Source organism: Microtetraspora malaysiensis (genome assembly GCF_001528665.1).
Taxonomy (GTDB): Bacteria; Actinomycetota; Actinomycetes; order Streptosporangiales; family Streptosporangiaceae; genus Microtetraspora_A; species Microtetraspora_A malaysiensis.
On sequence record NZ_BBYJ01000009.1, the window covers coordinates 233,084 to 248,386 of the forward strand.

At 70.9% G+C, this 15,303-nt stretch carries 17 protein-coding genes; 6 read left to right on the forward strand and 11 right to left on the reverse strand.

Features of this window, described 5'->3' with window-relative positions:
- Positions 1 to 77 precede the first annotated feature (77 nt).
- Together AWQ71_RS40100 and AWQ71_RS44630 are read right to left on the reverse strand one after the other, a co-directional pair.
- Positions 78 to 698 carry a hypothetical protein gene (locus AWQ71_RS40100; RefSeq protein ID WP_084258831.1) on the reverse strand — a complete coding sequence of 207 codons (621 nt, stop codon included), beginning with the start codon at positions 696 to 698 and terminating at the stop codon, positions 78 to 80.
- An 82-nt stretch (positions 699 to 780) separates the two neighbouring features.
- On the reverse strand, positions 781 to 1,341 hold the full coding sequence (locus AWQ71_RS44630; protein WP_218001767.1) for a transposase: 561 nt from the start codon (positions 1,339 to 1,341) through the stop codon (positions 781 to 783).
- Here AWQ71_RS44630 and AWQ71_RS42635 point away from each other — a divergent pair.
- Together AWQ71_RS42635 and AWQ71_RS13215 are read left to right on the forward strand one after the other, a co-directional pair.
- Complete coding sequence (locus AWQ71_RS42635; RefSeq protein ID WP_169806554.1) at positions 1,333 to 1,521, forward strand: hypothetical protein; 189 nt, start codon at positions 1,333 to 1,335, stop codon at positions 1,519 to 1,521. The genes AWQ71_RS44630 and AWQ71_RS42635 overlap by 9 nt on opposite strands.
- Positions 1,522 to 1,694: 173 nt before the next feature.
- Entirely contained in the window at positions 1,695 to 2,672 is a 978-nt protein-coding gene (locus tag AWQ71_RS13215; RefSeq protein ID WP_067132156.1) for a hypothetical protein, read from the forward strand.
- A gap of 83 nt (positions 2,673 to 2,755) precedes the next feature.
- Here AWQ71_RS13215 and AWQ71_RS13220 read toward each other — a convergent pair whose 3' ends face one another.
- On the reverse strand, positions 2,756 to 3,013 hold the full coding sequence (locus tag AWQ71_RS13220; RefSeq protein WP_067132159.1) for a TFIIB-type zinc ribbon-containing protein: 258 nt from the start codon (positions 3,011 to 3,013) through the stop codon (positions 2,756 to 2,758).
- A gap of 99 nt (positions 3,014 to 3,112) precedes the next feature.
- Positions 3,113 to 4,114: a phosphotransferase gene (locus tag AWQ71_RS13225; protein WP_084258832.1), complete on the reverse strand. Its 1,002-nt coding sequence runs from the start codon at positions 4,112 to 4,114 to the stop codon at positions 3,113 to 3,115.
- Between the two features lie 22 nt (positions 4,115 to 4,136).
- On the opposite strand from AWQ71_RS13225, the gene AWQ71_RS13230 reads away from it, so the two are divergent.
- Positions 4,137 to 5,036: a TIGR03619 family F420-dependent LLM class oxidoreductase gene (locus AWQ71_RS13230; RefSeq protein ID WP_067132161.1), complete on the forward strand. Its 900-nt coding sequence runs from the start codon at positions 4,137 to 4,139 to the stop codon at positions 5,034 to 5,036.
- Positions 5,037 to 5,055: 19 nt separating this feature from the next.
- Here the strand turns inward: AWQ71_RS13230 and AWQ71_RS13235 are convergent, their stop codons facing one another.
- From AWQ71_RS13235 to AWQ71_RS13250, 4 genes are all read right to left on the reverse strand, one after another.
- The gene (locus AWQ71_RS13235) at positions 5,056 to 6,102 is read right to left on the reverse strand and encodes an LLM class flavin-dependent oxidoreductase (protein ID WP_067132164.1); all 1,047 of its coding nucleotides are present in this window, start codon (positions 6,100 to 6,102) and stop codon (positions 5,056 to 5,058) included.
- Positions 6,103 to 6,276: 174 nt separating this feature from the next.
- Positions 6,277 to 7,080, reverse strand: a complete 804-nt coding sequence (locus tag AWQ71_RS13240; protein ID WP_067132167.1) for an amino acid ABC transporter ATP-binding protein — start codon at positions 7,078 to 7,080, stop codon at positions 6,277 to 6,279.
- Positions 7,077 to 7,931: an amino acid ABC transporter permease gene (locus tag AWQ71_RS13245; RefSeq protein ID WP_067132170.1), complete on the reverse strand. Its 855-nt coding sequence runs from the start codon at positions 7,929 to 7,931 to the stop codon at positions 7,077 to 7,079. Before AWQ71_RS13245 ends, AWQ71_RS13240 begins: the two co-directional genes overlap by 4 nt.
- Positions 7,932 to 7,934: 3 nt before the next feature.
- A complete protein-coding gene (locus tag AWQ71_RS13250) occupies positions 7,935 to 8,846 on the reverse strand; it encodes an ABC transporter substrate-binding protein (protein WP_245658254.1) in 912 nt (303 codons plus the stop codon).
- Between the two features lie 300 nt (positions 8,847 to 9,146).
- On the opposite strand from AWQ71_RS13250, the gene AWQ71_RS13255 reads away from it, so the two are divergent.
- On the forward strand, positions 9,147 to 9,926 hold the full coding sequence (locus AWQ71_RS13255) for an HAD-IIA family hydrolase (RefSeq protein ID WP_067132176.1): 780 nt from the start codon (positions 9,147 to 9,149) through the stop codon (positions 9,924 to 9,926).
- 55 nt (positions 9,927 to 9,981) lie between these two features.
- Here AWQ71_RS13255 and AWQ71_RS13260 read toward each other — a convergent pair whose 3' ends face one another.
- The gene (locus AWQ71_RS13260; protein WP_067132179.1) at positions 9,982 to 10,437 is read right to left on the reverse strand and encodes an NUDIX hydrolase; all 456 of its coding nucleotides are present in this window, start codon (positions 10,435 to 10,437) and stop codon (positions 9,982 to 9,984) included.
- 17 nt (positions 10,438 to 10,454) lie between these two features.
- On the reverse strand, positions 10,455 to 10,877 hold the full coding sequence (gene arfB / locus AWQ71_RS13265; RefSeq protein ID WP_067132182.1) for an alternative ribosome rescue aminoacyl-tRNA hydrolase ArfB: 423 nt from the start codon (positions 10,875 to 10,877) through the stop codon (positions 10,455 to 10,457).
- A 292-nt stretch (positions 10,878 to 11,169) separates the two neighbouring features.
- Here arfB and AWQ71_RS13270 point away from each other — a divergent pair, with 292 nt between their 5' ends.
- On the forward strand, positions 11,170 to 12,003 hold the full coding sequence (locus tag AWQ71_RS13270) for a hypothetical protein (RefSeq protein ID WP_067132184.1): 834 nt from the start codon (positions 11,170 to 11,172) through the stop codon (positions 12,001 to 12,003).
- Positions 12,004 to 12,077: 74 nt separating this feature from the next.
- Here the strand turns inward: AWQ71_RS13270 and AWQ71_RS13275 are convergent, their stop codons facing one another.
- Positions 12,078 to 13,547: an MFS transporter gene (locus AWQ71_RS13275; protein ID WP_067132352.1), complete on the reverse strand. Its 1,470-nt coding sequence runs from the start codon at positions 13,545 to 13,547 to the stop codon at positions 12,078 to 12,080.
- 388 nt (positions 13,548 to 13,935) lie between these two features.
- On the opposite strand from AWQ71_RS13275, the gene AWQ71_RS13280 reads away from it, so the two are divergent.
- Entirely contained in the window at positions 13,936 to 15,183 is a 1,248-nt protein-coding gene (locus AWQ71_RS13280) for a glycosyltransferase (protein WP_439650369.1), read from the forward strand.
- The last annotated feature ends 120 nt before the right edge of the window (positions 15,184 to 15,303 follow it).

Here is a 15,303-nt window from a genome sequence, read left to right on the forward strand (position 1 = left end):
ACGATCGGCGCCCTGAATAAACACCACTGGATCCCGGCGCCACAGGCTTGACCCTTCGTCGTCGGCCTGTTGCCGCTTCACGGTCGGACGATGGCAGGCGAGAGATCCCTGGTCCAGAGCGTGATGTCACTGCTGGTTGCGACGGCCAATGTCCGTCCGGAGGGGGAGAAGCCGGCGGCTCGGAGCTCTGAGTAATCGGCGTGGAAGATGTGCCACCACCGTTCGCCAGGGGGGCCATCGCACAGGCCACCGTCTGCGGACAGAAGGACACGGTGATAAGGCCAGTCGGGACTCACGATCTCGGTGGTCCAACCATCATCGGTAGTAGTGTGCAGTCCGCCACCGAACAGGCCTGCGATACGGATATGAGTGCCAGCCAGCGGCCCCAGTCCCGGGCAAGAGAGGTCGGGGCCGGTCGGCATGCTGGCATCTGGGTTGGGATCGCGGGCAATCCTCACCCCCGTTGAGGTGTCGAAGACGCCCCGGCCTTGGTGGGAGACGATCATCAGCAGATCCTCACCCGTCACCGGGTCGAGCGCAAAGCCGACCCCGAGGAGTCCGCCGATCGGCACGTGAGACGGTCGAGAGCCAGGGCCGTTGCCGTAGGTCCCAAAGAGCGGCCGCCACGGATCCGGCGTCAGCATGACAGGTGCTGATAAGAACCGGTCGCGCAGTTGCCTCTGGTGCGCGGAGATCACGGTGCGTCAGCGTAGCTGGTCTTGGGTTCTGTCCCCCTACCTCAGGGCCGCTCGGGGCATTTTGGGGCACATTCTTATCGGTCTACGCCGGTAGAACCGAAGACGGAACCCTCCTGCGGGTCCGTATCGAACTGCTCCCTGCAGACTCCTGACTGCCCGAGGCCGGTCGGCTGATGGTGAGTGAAGGAGGGGAGATCTCTGGCCCGGGTCCCCGCGTGCCACCTCTTGAGGGTCGAGATAACGGTGCTGTGCTTGACGACAACCGTGACGACAACGTCGGCCACCACAAGCACACGCCAACGGCTAGGCAACGCTCTCTGACCTCGTGTCGAAGGAGCCAGACAGGGTGATTGGTCCGCCTGAAGGGCCGGGCGGTCGCGTTGTAGCGACGCTCGAAGGCGATGAGCCGGGCTTCGACCTGGTCAAGGCTGGTGAAGTTGTTGGGTGAGACGACTTTCCGCTGCACGATGGAGAAGAAGATCTCGATCTGGTTGATCCACGAACCATGCACGGGCGTGTGCACCATGACCGCGTTGGGATAGCGCGTGGCCAGCCGGTCGGCGGCAGCCTGGCCGCGGTGGGAGGAGCCGTTGTCGACGATCCAGAACACCCGCTTGGCCGAGGCGTACGGCTCTTGGTTCATGACCTTCTCGAACGGCTGATGCTGATGCGGCTGCGCTACGGCGGTTCGGCCCACCGGTCGGGACTTGCCATCTATCTGGCGAGCGAGGACGGCTATGAGGACCACGTCTGGTTCACCGGCAGCCCGCAAGACGCCCTCGACCCGGTCTGCAACCTCTACGTGACGAATATCCAGCCCTGATCACACACTGCACGTCAGCAGCTGAAGGTCAACCCCCTAGGGATTTACGACGGCGACCACTAAGGACGGATCTGGGAGCGGGGCCTGCTGGAGGTGGACGGCCGCTGACCCGGGCCCTGGCCCGGAATGTTCCAGGTTGACACATCCTGACGGCTGCCGAGAAAGTTGTACGAGTGATCTCCCCGCGACTCTCCGCGCTCGCACTCACCGCGAGCCTGACGTTGACCCTGGCGGCCTGCACCTCCGGTGGCGCCGGGACCTCCTCCAATTCCGGCTCCGATTCCGGTGGCCCCGCCGCCGCGTCCGGATCGGGGAAGGGGGCGGAGTCGCCGGCCGACACCGCGCTCACCCCGGACGCGTACCAGGTCGAGCTGGACGCCGTCGGCGTGCCGGTCGGGGCCGCGCTGCGGGACATCGCCAAGGCCCGCACCTTCAAGTCACTCAGCCAGCGGGTACGGCGCGCGCAGAGCGCGGTGGATTCGGCGGCGGAGCGGCTCGGGCCGCTGCACCCGCCCGCCGAGATCGACACCGAGCACACCGACTATCTCGCGGCGTTGCGCGCCATGAACGGCAAGCTCGACGAGCTGGGCCAGGCCGTGGGCGACCGGTCGCTGTGCACCGCGTCGAGCGTGCTCGGCCGGCTCGGCAAGTCCAGCGAGTTCGGCGGGCTGAAGGAGGCCGGGGCCGACCTCGCCGGAGGTGGCGACTACAAGGGCGGGCTGATCAAGTTCACCCCGCCGAAGGAGCAGAACCGCAGGCTGGGCAACGGCACGATCCTGGCGTCCGCCATCCGGGGCGGGAGGGGCTCCCTCACCGTGAAGAACGGCACCTCCGGCGACAGCGTCGTCACGCTCGTCCTCGGCAAGCGGAAGGCCGTCAGCGTGTACGTGCGCAAGAGGTCGACGGCCAAGGTGACGAACATCAGGGACGGCAAGTACCGCGTCTACTACACCAGCGGCAGCGACTACGACCGTGCCACCCGGGGGTTCACCCACAACTGCGTCTTCCAGAGGTTCGACGACTCGCTGCCGTTCACGACCACCTACACGGCGACCCAGATCCGCTGGAGCACCTGGACGCTGACCCTCCAGAAGATGATCGGCGGCAACGCGTCGACGAGCGACGTCTCCCCGGACGACTTCCCGGCCTGATCTCCCGTCTGACGGAAGCCCGGGGTCGTCGGCTTCCGGTCTGACGGCCCGGCCGAGGGGAGGGCCGGGCCGTCCGGACGAGGTCAGCTCGAGAACAGCATGCCCACCCAGCTCCGCTCGTGGTGGTGATGGTGGTGGCCGTGGTGCGGAGCGCCCCAGGCGGGCGCGCCGTGCGCGGGCGGCGGCGCGTACTGCTGCTGCGCCCACTGGCTCTCCAGCCGGGTCAGCGTCTCCAGTTCACCGTAGTCGAGGAAGATGCCCCGGCAGTTGTCGCACTGCTCGATGTGGATCCCGTTGCGGTCGAACGTCCGCATGTTCCCGCGGCACTTGGGGCACTGCATCAGTTGATCTCCTTGATCGCGTAACGGCTGGGTAGCGCCGTCTGCTCTGGTGGTGCGGTGCTGCCGGTGAGGCTGGGTACTGCTTGGTGGCGCCCCGGCTCAGACGCGCGCGGTCGCGAGGATCCTCGCGCAGGAGGACACCAGCGCCCGCGTCGAGTCGTCGAGCGGCCGCCCGGCTCGTCTCGCCGTCGCGACCGCCGTGGCGGCCAGTTGGACGGTCAACGCCCGGGCCGGCAGGTCGAGTTCCCTCCACGGGTCGTCCCGGCTGACCGCGCCGCCGCCCGCGGCCAGGTACGCGCCGAGGAACCGGTCCCAGGCCGTGGTGGCGAGCAGACCGGCGGCGAACCAGGCGGCCGGCCGGGCGAGATCCCAGGCCGGGTCGCCGTGGCCCAGGTCGTCCGGGTCGATCAGAGTCCAGGCCGCGCCGATCCGGACGAGCTGGCCGAGGTGCCAGTCTCCGTGGACCAGCGTGGCCCGCAGCTCGGCCCCCGCTGCCAGGCCGGGCGGTACCGGCCGGTGCTCCGCGCCGCTCCACGGCAGCGTCCAGTACGCGGCGCGGATCGCCGGCGGGACGTCGCGATGCCCGTCGAGCGCGGCGACGGCACGTGCGAGCCGCGCCGGGCCGCCCGCCGCGGGCAGCCCCGGCGGCAGGGGACGGGCGTGCAGCCGGGCCAGCAGCCGCGCGCCCTCCGCCCATGGCGCGCGGTCGTCGCCGTCCTCCAGATGGGCGGGTGTCAACGGCTCACCCGCCGGCCAGATCGTGACGATCCGCGCCCCCAGCCGCTCGACGCCGAGAGGGGCGAGCATCAGGCCGGGCAGCCGGCCCGCCAGGTCGAGCCGGACCCGCAGGTCGGCCTCCGGCGTCCCCTCAGGGTGGGCCTTCACCACCACGTCGCCCACCCGGACCACCACGACGCCCGCTCCGGAGTCCATCCGAGGGGAGCCGGTGCTCTGCTTGAGCACGGTGACCGGGCCCCCGCGGGGCGCGAGCCGTACGAGCCCGGCGACCAGGTCGGCGTCCGGCCCGCCGGGGGGAGCGGCGACGGAGGGCGCGGCGTCCGGCGGAGCCGCGCCGGCCGGTCCCCCCGATGATTCGATCATGAGCCCAGCCTAGGGTGCCGGTATGAGGATTGGCTTTGCCGTACCGGTCTCCGGCTCGTGGGCCACGCCGGAGAACATGAAGCGGATCGCGCGCCGCGCCGAGGAGCTGGGCTACCACGAAGTGTGGACCTTCCAGCGGCTGCTCTATCCGGTCGGGCATCCCATGGGGCCGGTGTACCGCAGCGTGCGCGATCCGGTCGTCGCCCTGTCCTATCTGGCGGGCGTCACCGACCGGATCCGCCTCGGCGTCGCGGTGCTGAACCTGCCGTTCGTCTCGCCCGCCCTGATGGCCAAGCAGCTCGCGACCCTGCAGGACGTCTCCGGCGGGCGGCTCGACGTCGGGCTCGGCCTCGGGTGGCTTCCGGAGGAGTTCCGGGCGTCCGGCGTGCCGATGGAGCGCCGGGGGAGGCGGGCGGAGGAATACGTCGGGCTGCTCCGCCGCCTCTGGACCGACGACGTGGTGGAGCACCGGGGCGAGTTCTACGAGCTGCCGCCGGTCCACCAGGATCCGAAGCCGGTCGGCGCGCCGCCGATCCTGCTGGGCGGTACGGCCCCCGTCGCGCTGCGCCGGGCCGGGCGGATCGCCGACGGGTGGATCAGCCCCAGCCGCGCCGACCTCGCCACGATCGGGGAGCAGATCGCGATCGTGAAGGACGCGGCGCGCGAGGCGGGGCGCGACCCCGCGACGCTGCGGTTCGTCTGCCGGGGCGTCACCCGCGCGCAGGCGGACGACTCCGCCCCGCTCACCGGGTCGTACGAGAAGATCCGTGCCGACGTCGCGGCCCTGGGGGAGAAGGGGGTGACGGAGGTCTTCCACGATCTCAACTTCGACCCCGGGATCGGCAACCCGGACGCCGATCCCGCCGCGTCGATGCGCCGGGCGGAGGAGGCGCTCGACGCCCTCGCACCCGGCCGATCCTGATCTTCACCCGGTCACCGCGTCAGGAGGTCATGCCGTACGCCTCGGCGATGAGCCGGTAGGAGCGGAGCCGCGCCTCGGCGCCGTGGACCATCGTCGTGATCATCAGCTCGTCGGCGCCGGTGCGCTTGCGCAGCTCCTCCAGGCCGGCCCGGACCCCGTCGGCGTCTCCGTAGACCACGTTGGACAGCCGGTCGCGGATGAAATCCATCTCCATGGGCGTGTACGCGTACGCTTCGGCGGTCTCGGGGGACGGGAACAGGCCGGGCGCCCCCCGGCGCATCCGCAGCCACGAGAGCGCGCCCGGCATGGCCTGCCGGAGCGCCTCCGCCTCGGTGTCCGCCGCCACGGCGGACACCCCGATCAGCGCGTACGGCTCGGAGAGGGCCTCGGAGGGCCGGAACGAGGACCGGTACAGGTCGAGGGCGGGCTCGGTGTTCGCGGCGCTGAAGTGGTGGGCGAAGGCGAAGGGCAGCCCGAGCAGCCCGGCCAGCCGCGCGCTGAACCCGCTGGAGCCGAGCAGCCAGATCGGCGGCCGGTCGGCGGAGCGCGGGATCGCCTGGATCTTGGCGTACGGGTGATCGCCGGGGAAGGCGCCGTCGAGGAAGGCGGTCAGCTCCGCGACCTGCTGGGGAAATTCGTCGGGGTCGATGTCGGCGGAGCGGCGCAGCGCGTTCGCGGTGGCCATGTCAGTGCCCGGGGCGCGGCCGAGGCCGAGGTCGATCCGTCCGGGATGCAGGGCGTGCAGCGTGCCGAACTGCTCGGCGACGACCAGCGGGGCGTGGTTGGGCAGCATGACGCCGCCGGAGCCGATCCTGATCGCGCGGGTCGCCGCCGCCAGATGGGCGATCAGCACGGCCGGGGAGGAGCTGGCCACGCCGGGCATCCCGTGGTGCTCGGCGACCCAGATGCGGTGATAACCCCACTCTTCGGCGTTTCTCGCCAGCTCGGTCGCGGAGCGGAGCGCGTCGGCGGGCGTGTGCCCTTCGCCGACGGTCGCGAGTTCGAGGATCGACAAGGGGATGTCGGCCGTCCCGCGCGGGACGCCGCGGATGATGTCCGTGGTCATTCTCCGAACAACCGGAGTGGCTGTCCGTTTATTTCCGGCCGGGCTCCGCGGGTGACGACTGGTCGGGAGGGTCTCCCCGCTGCCCGCCCTCCGGCCGCCTGTCCGGAGCCGGAAAGCGGTCGAGGGGAGCGCTCCGGGAGCGCTCCCCTCGACCGCCGTGCGGTACGCCGTGACTCAGAGGACCTTGGACAGGAACGCCTGCGTGCGGGCGTGCTGGGGGTTGGCCAGCACCTCACGCGGGACGCCCTGCTCGACGACCACGCCGCCGTCCATGAAGACGAGCGAGTCGCCGACCTCGCGGGCGAACCCCATCTCGTGGGTCACGACGACCATCGTCATGCCCTCGCGGGCCAGGTCGCGCATGACGTCCAGGACCTCGCCGACGAGCTCGGGGTCCAGCGCCGAGGTGGGCTCGTCGAACAGCATGAGCTTCGGCTGCATCGCCAGCGCCCGCGCGATGGCGACCCGCTGCTGCTGGCCGCCGGAGAGCTGCGACGGGTAGTTGCCCATCCGGTCGGACAGGCCGACCCGCTCCATCAGCTGCTCGGCCCGGGCCTTGGCCGCGTCCTTGGACTCGCCCTTGACCAGCATCGGCGCCTCCATGACGTTCTGGAGCGCCGTCATGTGCGGGAAGAGGTTGAACCGCTGGAACACCATGCCGATGTCCCTGCGCTGGGCGGCGACCTCCTTCTCCCGCAGCTCGTACAGCTTGTCGCCGCGCTGCCGGTAGCCGACGAGGTGGCCGTCCACCCACAGCCGTCCCGCGTCGACCTTCTCCAGGTGGTTGATGCACCGCAGGAACGTCGACTTGCCGGAGCCGGAAGGCCCGACGACGCACATCACCTCGCCCTGCTGCACCTCAAGGTCGATGCCCTTGAGGACCTGCACGTGGCCGAAGTTCTTGCAGACCTGCTCGGCCTTCACCATCAGGCCCTCGGCCGCGACGTCCCCGGACGCCATGTTCGTGAGTCCGGTCATCGCGCGTACCCCTTGCCGTAGTGCCGCTCAAGGTAGTGCTGGCCGATCATCATGAGCGACGACAGGAACAGGTACCAGATGCACGCCATGACCAGCATCGGGATGATCTGGTAGGTGTGCGAGTAGATGTTCTGCACCGTGAAGGTCAGCTCCACGAAGGGCACCGCCACCACCAGGGAGGTGTTCTTCAGCATGGAGATCGCCTCGTTGCCGGTGGGCGGCGCGATCACCCGCATCGCCTGGGGCAGGATGATCCGGCGGAGTGTCTGCACCCGGGTCAGGCCGAGCGCGCTGGCCGCCTCCTGCTGGCCCGCGTCCACCGACTGGATGCCGCCGCGCACGATCTCGGCCATGTAGGCCGCCTCGTTGAAGACCAGCCCGAGCGCCGCCGCCGCGGCCGCGCTGTAGAGCGCGTTGGTCTGTGCGGTGACGAACTGCGGGCCGAACGGGATGCCGAGGCCGAGTGTGGGGAAGAGCGCGCCGATGTTGCCCCAGATCAGCAACTGGGTGAACAACGGGGTGCCGCGGAAGACCCAGATGTACAGCCAGGCCGCGCCGCGCAGCAGCGGGTTGGCGGACAGCCGCATCAGCGCGAGCAGGATGCCAAGGATGACGCCGCCCACCATGGCGGCGACGGTCAGCCAGATGGTGTTGAACGTGGCTTCGAGCACCGCGGGCGCGAACAGGTACTTGAGCTGCTCGGCCCAGTTGTACGCCTCGTTGGTGACGAGGTTGTTGACCAGCATCGCGGCGAGCACCGCGACCGCCACGGCCGCCACCCAGCGGCCGGGGTGGCGCACCGGGACGGCCTTGATCGCCCCGGTGCGTGTTTCCGTTTGACCGGCGGACATGGATCAGCCGCCGGCGCCGTTGATCACGGGGGTGGTGATGGCACCGTCCTGGACGCCCCACTTCTCCAGAATCTTGGTGTAGGTGCCGTCCGCCATCAGCTCCTTGAGCGCGCCCATCACGGCGTCCTTGAACGTGCCCGAGGTCTTCGCGAAGGCGAAGCCGTACGGGGCCGCGTCGTACATCTGGCCGATGATCTCCAGCTTGTCGCCGGTCTGCTTGATCGCGTAACCCACGATCGGCGAGTCGGCCAGCATGCCGTCGATCTTGCCCGAGACCAGGTCGGCGTTGACCTCGGTCTGGCCCTTGCGCACGACCTGCTCGATCGCGGGCTTGCCGTCCTTGACGCACTTCTCACTGCGCGCCTGGATGTCGTCGACCTCGACCGTGCCCTGCTGGACGCCGATCTTCTTGCCGCACGCGTTGTCGGGGTCGACGCCCTGGGGGTTGCCCTTGAGCGTGGCCCACGAGACACCGGCGTTGTAGTACGTCACAAAGTCGACGACCTTCTCCCGCTCAGGGTTGTCGGTGAAGGACGAGATGCCGAGCTCGTACTTGCCGGACTGGATGCCCGGGATGATCGTGTCGAAGCCGGCGTTCTGGAAATCGGCCTTGAGCCCGAGCTTGCCGGCGATCGCCTCACCCAGCTCGACCTCCCAGCCGACGATCTTCTGGTTGGCGGGGTCGACGGACTCGTTGGGCGGGTAGGAAGCGTCGCTACCGATAAGGATCTTGCCGTCCGCCGCGATGTTCTCCGGCACAAGCTTGGCCAGCGTGCTCTCGGCGCTGGGCGCCGGGGCCGCCGTGTCGGTCCCGGCGGAGTCGTCGCCGCCGCACGCCGAGAGGCTGAGCCCCGCGGCAACGGCGAGCGCGCCCATCACCGCTATACGGCGCCGCGTGATTGATCGTGGAAGCACGAGGCACTCCTTGGTTCTGTCGGCCGGCTCGGGCCCGGCCACGCGTGGGGATTCGGCCTGATGCGCCGGTTGACCGGTGCCCGGGGCGATGCGACGCCTCGGTATGCGGAATCGGGCACCAGGGTGAACACTCCTCGAATGGTTTTTCGGGATGGCACACGTTATCCCAGATGTGGGAATCGTCCGCAACCCTTACGGCCTGCGGTTTTCCTGATCGTGATCCTCTGGCGCGGCCACCCCCGTGCCCTCCGCGCCTTCCGCGTCTCGCGGGCTCGCCGCGCTCCCTGACATCCTGGAGACATGAGCGAGCGTAAAGCGATCGAATGCTGGTTGTCGGACATGGACGGCGTGCTGGTTCACGAGGGGCACCCGGTCCCGGGCGCCGACGAGTTCATCGCGAAACTGCGCGCGACCGGACGCCGTTTCCTCGTTCTCACCAACAACTCCATCTACACCCCACGTGACCTTTCCGTACGGCTGCGCGCCGCGGGCCTGGACATTCCGCCGGAGTCCATCTGGACATCGGCGCTCGCGACCGCGGCGTTCCTGTCGAGCCAGCGCCCCGAAGGCTCCGCGTACGTCATCGGGGAGGCCGGGCTGACCACCGCGCTGCACCAGGCGGGATACGTGCTGACCGACCTCGACCCCGACTACGTCGTGCTCGGCGAGACCAGGACCTACAGCTTCACGTCGATAACGCGGGCGATCCGGCTGATCGAGAACGGCGCCCGGTTCATCGCCACCAACCCCGACCCGGTGGGCCCGTCGAACGAGGGGTCGCTCCCGGCGTGCGGGGCGGTGGCCGCCCTGATCACCAAGGCCACCGGGGTCGAACCGTACTTCGTCGGCAAGCCGAACCCGATGATGATGCGCAGCGCGCTCAACCGGATCGACGCGCACAGTGAGAGCACCGCCATGATCGGCGACCGGATGGACACCGACATCGTCTGCGGCATGGAGGCCGGCCTGCACACGATCCTCGTGCTGACCGGCGTCATGCAGAAGGACCAGATCGACCGGTACCCCTTCCGCCCGTCACACGTGGCCGCCTCGATCGCCGACCTGATCGACCTGGTCTGACGTCCCCGCCGCGTGAACCGCGTCCACCTGGAACCGGGGCCGGCGAAGGACCCCGTCAGCCGATCAGCTGGGGCAGGTGGGCGATGTACTCGCCCAGGTAGGTCCTGAGCTCCTCGGGGATCAGGTTGATCGCGCTGATCTCCTCCGGCCGCAGCGGCAGCCGTACGACCTCGTAGTGGCCGCGCGCGGGATCCTCGAACTCGGGCCCGCAGCGCAGCGCCACGTCCATCGTGACGAGGCGGCAGCCGTACACGTGCTGCGTCTTGACGCCGTTCTCCTGGACGCAGCTCAGTGTGGTGAGCGGGGTGATCGCCTCGACGGTCGCGCCGAGCTCCTCCAGCATCTCGCGCCTGAGCGTGTCCTCCAGGGTCGCGTCCTCCGGCTCGACGTGGCCGCCGGGGACCGACCAGTAGAGGTCGCGGCCGGGCACGGTGCGCCGGAACAGGATGAGCCGGTCCTCCTCACCGTCGGATTCGAGAAGCACGGCCCGCACGCTCGGGGGGAGTTCCATTCGCTCAGCCTACGCGTTCACTCGGTACCGCGCCGCAGGCGTTTGAGGTCGGAACGGTGCTTTTTGGCGGTCAGCCGCCGCTCGACGGACCCGCGGGAGGGCTTGGTCGGACGGCGCCGCCGGGGCGGCGGGGCGATCGCCTCGGCGATCAGGTGCGCCAGCCGTGTTTCGGCGGCCTCCCGGTTGCGGAGCTGCGAGCGGTGCTCGGACGCCGTCACCGTGAGCACTCCGTCGTGGAGGCGGGCGCCGAGCCGTTCGAGCGCCCGGGCCTTCAGCGCGGGGCCGAGCGCGGTCGTGGCGGCCACGTCGAAGCTCAGCTCGACCCGGCTGTCGGTGGTGTTGACGCCCTGGCCGCCGGGGCCCGACGAGCGCGAGAAACGCCAGCCGAGCTCCGCCTCCGGGATCACGGTCGAACCGCGGACGTGCAACGGGCCTGGCATGGTCTCCTCTTTCACGGATCTCCCGGGCGTTCCCGGGGCGGGTGTTTCGGGTTGTGAGGGCCGCGCCGTACCGGTGCGGTGACGGGACGGCCTCGGGATGGTGACGGGTCGGCCTCGGGGGCGGTTCAGCGTAGCGATCCCGCCCGTGGCCGGATCAACTGATTTATCCCCAGTGAACCAGGCGGGGTACGCCTCGGCGACCCGGCCCGCGGCCGCGTGCGGGATGGCTGGGGCGGGCGAGACGGACGCGCGCACGCGCGGGGGCCGAGGCAGCGGAGACAGGGGCACGGGCATGACGACGATGGTGGGCGTCCACGGCATCGGCAAGTACCACTACTACCAGGAGTCCGGGGAGTCACCGGGCCGGGCGGCCGAGACCATGCGGCTGAAGTGGAACGGCTATCTGGACAAGGGGATCACCGGCGGATCCCCGTACGGCGGCGCCGAGTACTTCTCGGAGATCGCCTACTACGCGCACCACCTGCGCCGGACGGCGCCGGCCCCGGTCAGGACGATGGCGGCGGACGCGAAGCTGGTGTTCTCCGACTGGGCCGGGCAGCTCGACGGCCGGGTGCGCAGCCAGGCGGGCGAGACCCTCACCGGGATCGCCCACCGGCTCGCCGAATGGCTGCTCGGCAGGCTGGGCGACCAGGCGGTGCGGTTCGCCGAGGACTTCTGCCCGGAGGTGGCGGCCTACCTCGGCGGCGGCGACCCCAGGGTCAAGGCACGGGACACCGTCGCCGACGTCATCCGGCGCAGGCAGCCCCAGGTCGTGGTCGCGCACTCGCTCGGCAGCGTGGTGGCGTACGAGGCGTTCTGGGCCCACCCCGACCTGTCCGCCGACCTGCTCGTCACGCTGGGCAGCCCGCTCGCGATGCGGAACGTCGTCTTCGAACGGCTGCTGCCCGTGCCGCTCCAGGGGCGGGGAGCCCGGCCGCCGGGCGTCGGCCGCTGGATCAACATTGCCGACAAGGACGACATCGCGGCGATCCCGCCCGGCCTGCGCGATCACTTCGACGGCGTCGAGCGCGACGTGAGCTGCAACATCGACTGGCTCGACTTCCACACTGTGCGGAACTACCTCGGCTGCGGCGCGGCGAACGAGTTCCTGCGGCCGTATCTCTGACCGGCGGCCGCGTCACCCGAGGGACGCGTGGCGCGGTCGAGGCGCGGGACGGTGTCCTCGCTGGACGCCGGCGTTCACCCGGCTTCCTGGTCCCGCTCCTCCAGCGGCGGCGCCGCCATGCCGCAGTGCGTACGCCCCGCGGGCCCGGGAGCCGCGGCCAGCACGTTCGACCTGATCGTGACGAACGCGATCAGAGCCGAGACGGCCAGCATGGCCGCGCTGACGAGCATCGCGACGCGGAACCCCGAGGTGAACTCCACCGGCGAGTCGTAGGCGCTGCCGGTCAGGCCGACCAGCGGCGGGATCGCGGCGACCGCGAGCAGACTGCCGGTGCGGGCCACCGCGTTGTTGATGCCGCTGGCCAGGCCCGCGTACCGCTCCCTCGCCGACGCCAGCACCGTCGCGGTCAGCGGTGCGACCGCCGCCGACAGGCCCAGGCCGTACAGCACGGCCGCCGGGAAGACGTCCGCGAGGTACGTCGCGCCCGGCCCGATGCGGCTCATCAGCAGCAGCCCCGCGGCGCACATCAGGATGCCCGCCGTCATGGGCGCGCGGGGGCCGATCCGCTTGGCCAGATCGCCCGCGGGGGCCGAAAGCAGCAACATCAGGACGGTGACCGGCAGCATCGCCGACCCCGCGGCGATCGGCGAGAACCCGGCCGACACCTGCAACTGGACCACGAGCAGGAAGAAGACCACGCCCATCGCCGCGTACATGATCATCGTCACGACGTTGATCGAGGTGAAGACCCGCGAGGCGAAGATCTGCACCGGCACAAGGGCCTGCGGCGAGCGGCGGACCTCCAGGACGGCGAAGCAGACGGCGAGCACGACGCCGACGGCCAGCGCGACCCTCCCCGCGCCCGGCTCGATCAGGCCGTACGTGATGCCTGCGAGGGCCAGCGCCGCGAGCGCCGATCCCAGAACGTCGAAGCGCCCGGAGGAGCGGGTGTCCCTGCTCTCCGGCACGTGCCGCAGGGTCACCAGCACGGCGACGGCCGCGATCGGGAGGTTGATCCAGAAGACCCAGTGCCAGCCGACCGCCTCCACCAGCCAGCCGCCGAGCAGCGGCCCCACGGCCGCGGCGACGCCGCCCAACCCCGACCACGCGCCGATCGCGCGGGGCCGGTCGTCCCTGGCGAAGCACGCCTGGATGATCGCCAGCGAGCCGGGGGTGAGCAGCGCCCCGCCGACGCCCTGCGCCGCCCGGGCGATCACGAGCACGGGGACGTTGGAGGCGACGCCGCAGAGGGCCGAGGCCACCGCGAACCAGACGATCCCGATGAGAAAGATCTTGCGCCTGCCGAACCGGTCGCCGAGCGAGCCGCCGAGCAGGATCAGCGCGGCGAGAGTGAGCGTGTAGGCGTTCACCGTCCACTGGAGGCCCGACATGCCCGCGTCGAGGTCCCGGCCGATCGCGGGAAGCGCCACGTTGACCACCGTGCTGTCGAGCATCGCCATCCCGGACCCCAGAACGGTCGCCAGGATGACCCACCGCCCGGTGGCGGACCGGAGCCGGATCTGATCGGATTCCACATCGCCCATCATGCGTCCGAAGACCCCCTCTATGGCAGGGGGCGGGCATGAACGGGCCGTCAGCCCCGCCATCGGCGAAACCACCTCCGTTTCAGGATGACCCCGATGATCGGGGCCGGCGGTGCGCACCACGCTCGGGTTTGGTCCCGCGTTCCCTGTCCGGCCGCCCGTTCGAGGTCTTCCGGCCATGTCCCCGTGTCGTCATACAAGCGAGAGGAGCAGCCCATGATCGCGCTCGCGGCAATGGGCGCCTCGTCTCTCGCGCTGGGCCCGGCGCCGGCCCCACCGTCGGCGCGCCGGGCGTCGTCACGCCGACCGGGGGACCGCTGACCGTGATGCAGCCGATGGGCCCGGGCGGCCGGAGCAACCTGACCACCGCACCCCGCCGGAGAACGCCATGACCGCCATGCCCACCGTGAACTCGCCGGACACGCCGGACGCCGGCCCGGCGTCCCCGGCTCCGATGGGACGCCGCGTGCTGATCGCGACGGACACCTACCCGCCCGACGTGAACGGCGCCGCGTACTTCACCCACCGGCTCGCGGCCGGGCTGGCCGAGAGGGGCAACGACGTCCACGTGGTCTGCGCCTCCGAGCAGGGGCCGCCGCGCATCGAGACCGCGGGGGACGTGACCGTCCACCGGCTGCGGTCGGCCCCCCTCCTGGTTCACCCGACGATGCGGGTCGGCGTCCCCGCCGGGCTCGGCCGTACGATGTCGCGGCTGATCCAGGGGTTGCGCCCCGACGTCGTGCACGTCCAGGGGCACTTCGTCGTGGGGCGGGCCGCCGTCGGGGCCGCCCGGCGCGCCGGGCGGCCGGTGGTCGCGACCAACCACTTCATGCCGGACAACCTCTTTCCATTCGCGCGCGTTCCCGCCCGGCTGCGGGACGTCGCCGACCGGATGGCCTGGCGGGACGTCGCCCGGGTGTTCTCCAGGGCCGACCATGTCACCACACCGACCAAGATCGCCGCCGAGCTGCTCGCGGCCAAGGGGTTCACCGGCGTGGTGGAGGCCGTCTCCTGCGGCATCGACCTGGACCGGTTCCGGCCCCGGCCGTGGGACCGGATCCGGGCGCGGGAGCGGTTCGGGCTGCCCGACCTGCCGACCGTCCTCTTCGTCGGCCGCCTGGACGAGGAGAAACGCCTGGACGACCTGATCCTCGCCCTTCCGCAGGTGCTGAACCACGTGGAGGCGCAGGTCGTGCTGGCCGGGACCGGCGGGCGCAGGGCCGCGCTGGAGCGGCTCGCGTCCCGGATCGGAGCCCGCGAGCGGGTGCGCTTCCTCGGGTTCGTCCCGGACGCCGACCTGCCGCTGGCCTACGCGGCGGCCGACGTCTTCGCCATGCCGGGGATCGCGGAGCTGCAGAGCATCGCCACCCTGGAGGCGATGGCGAGCGGCCTTCCCGTCGTCGCCGCGGACGCGATGGCGCTGCCGCATCTCGTGGACGGCAACGGCCACCTCTACCCGCCGGGCGACGTGCGGGCCATGGCCCGGCAACTGACGGCGATCCTCACCGACTCGGGGCTCCGCGCCGCCATGGGACGGGCCGGTCTCGCCCTGGCCGCGTCCCACGACCACCGGCTGTCCCTCGCCCGGTTCGAGGAGATCTACGCGGAACTCACGACCAGGAGCGTGCGGGCGTGACCGGAACGGGCGGGCGCGTCGTGATCGCGGGGGCCGGCGAGGTCGCGGTCCAGGTCGCCGATGCGGGAACTGTCGGACGCCTCTGGTAGGACAGTGCCCGCAGCTTTCCCCCGGCGAGGA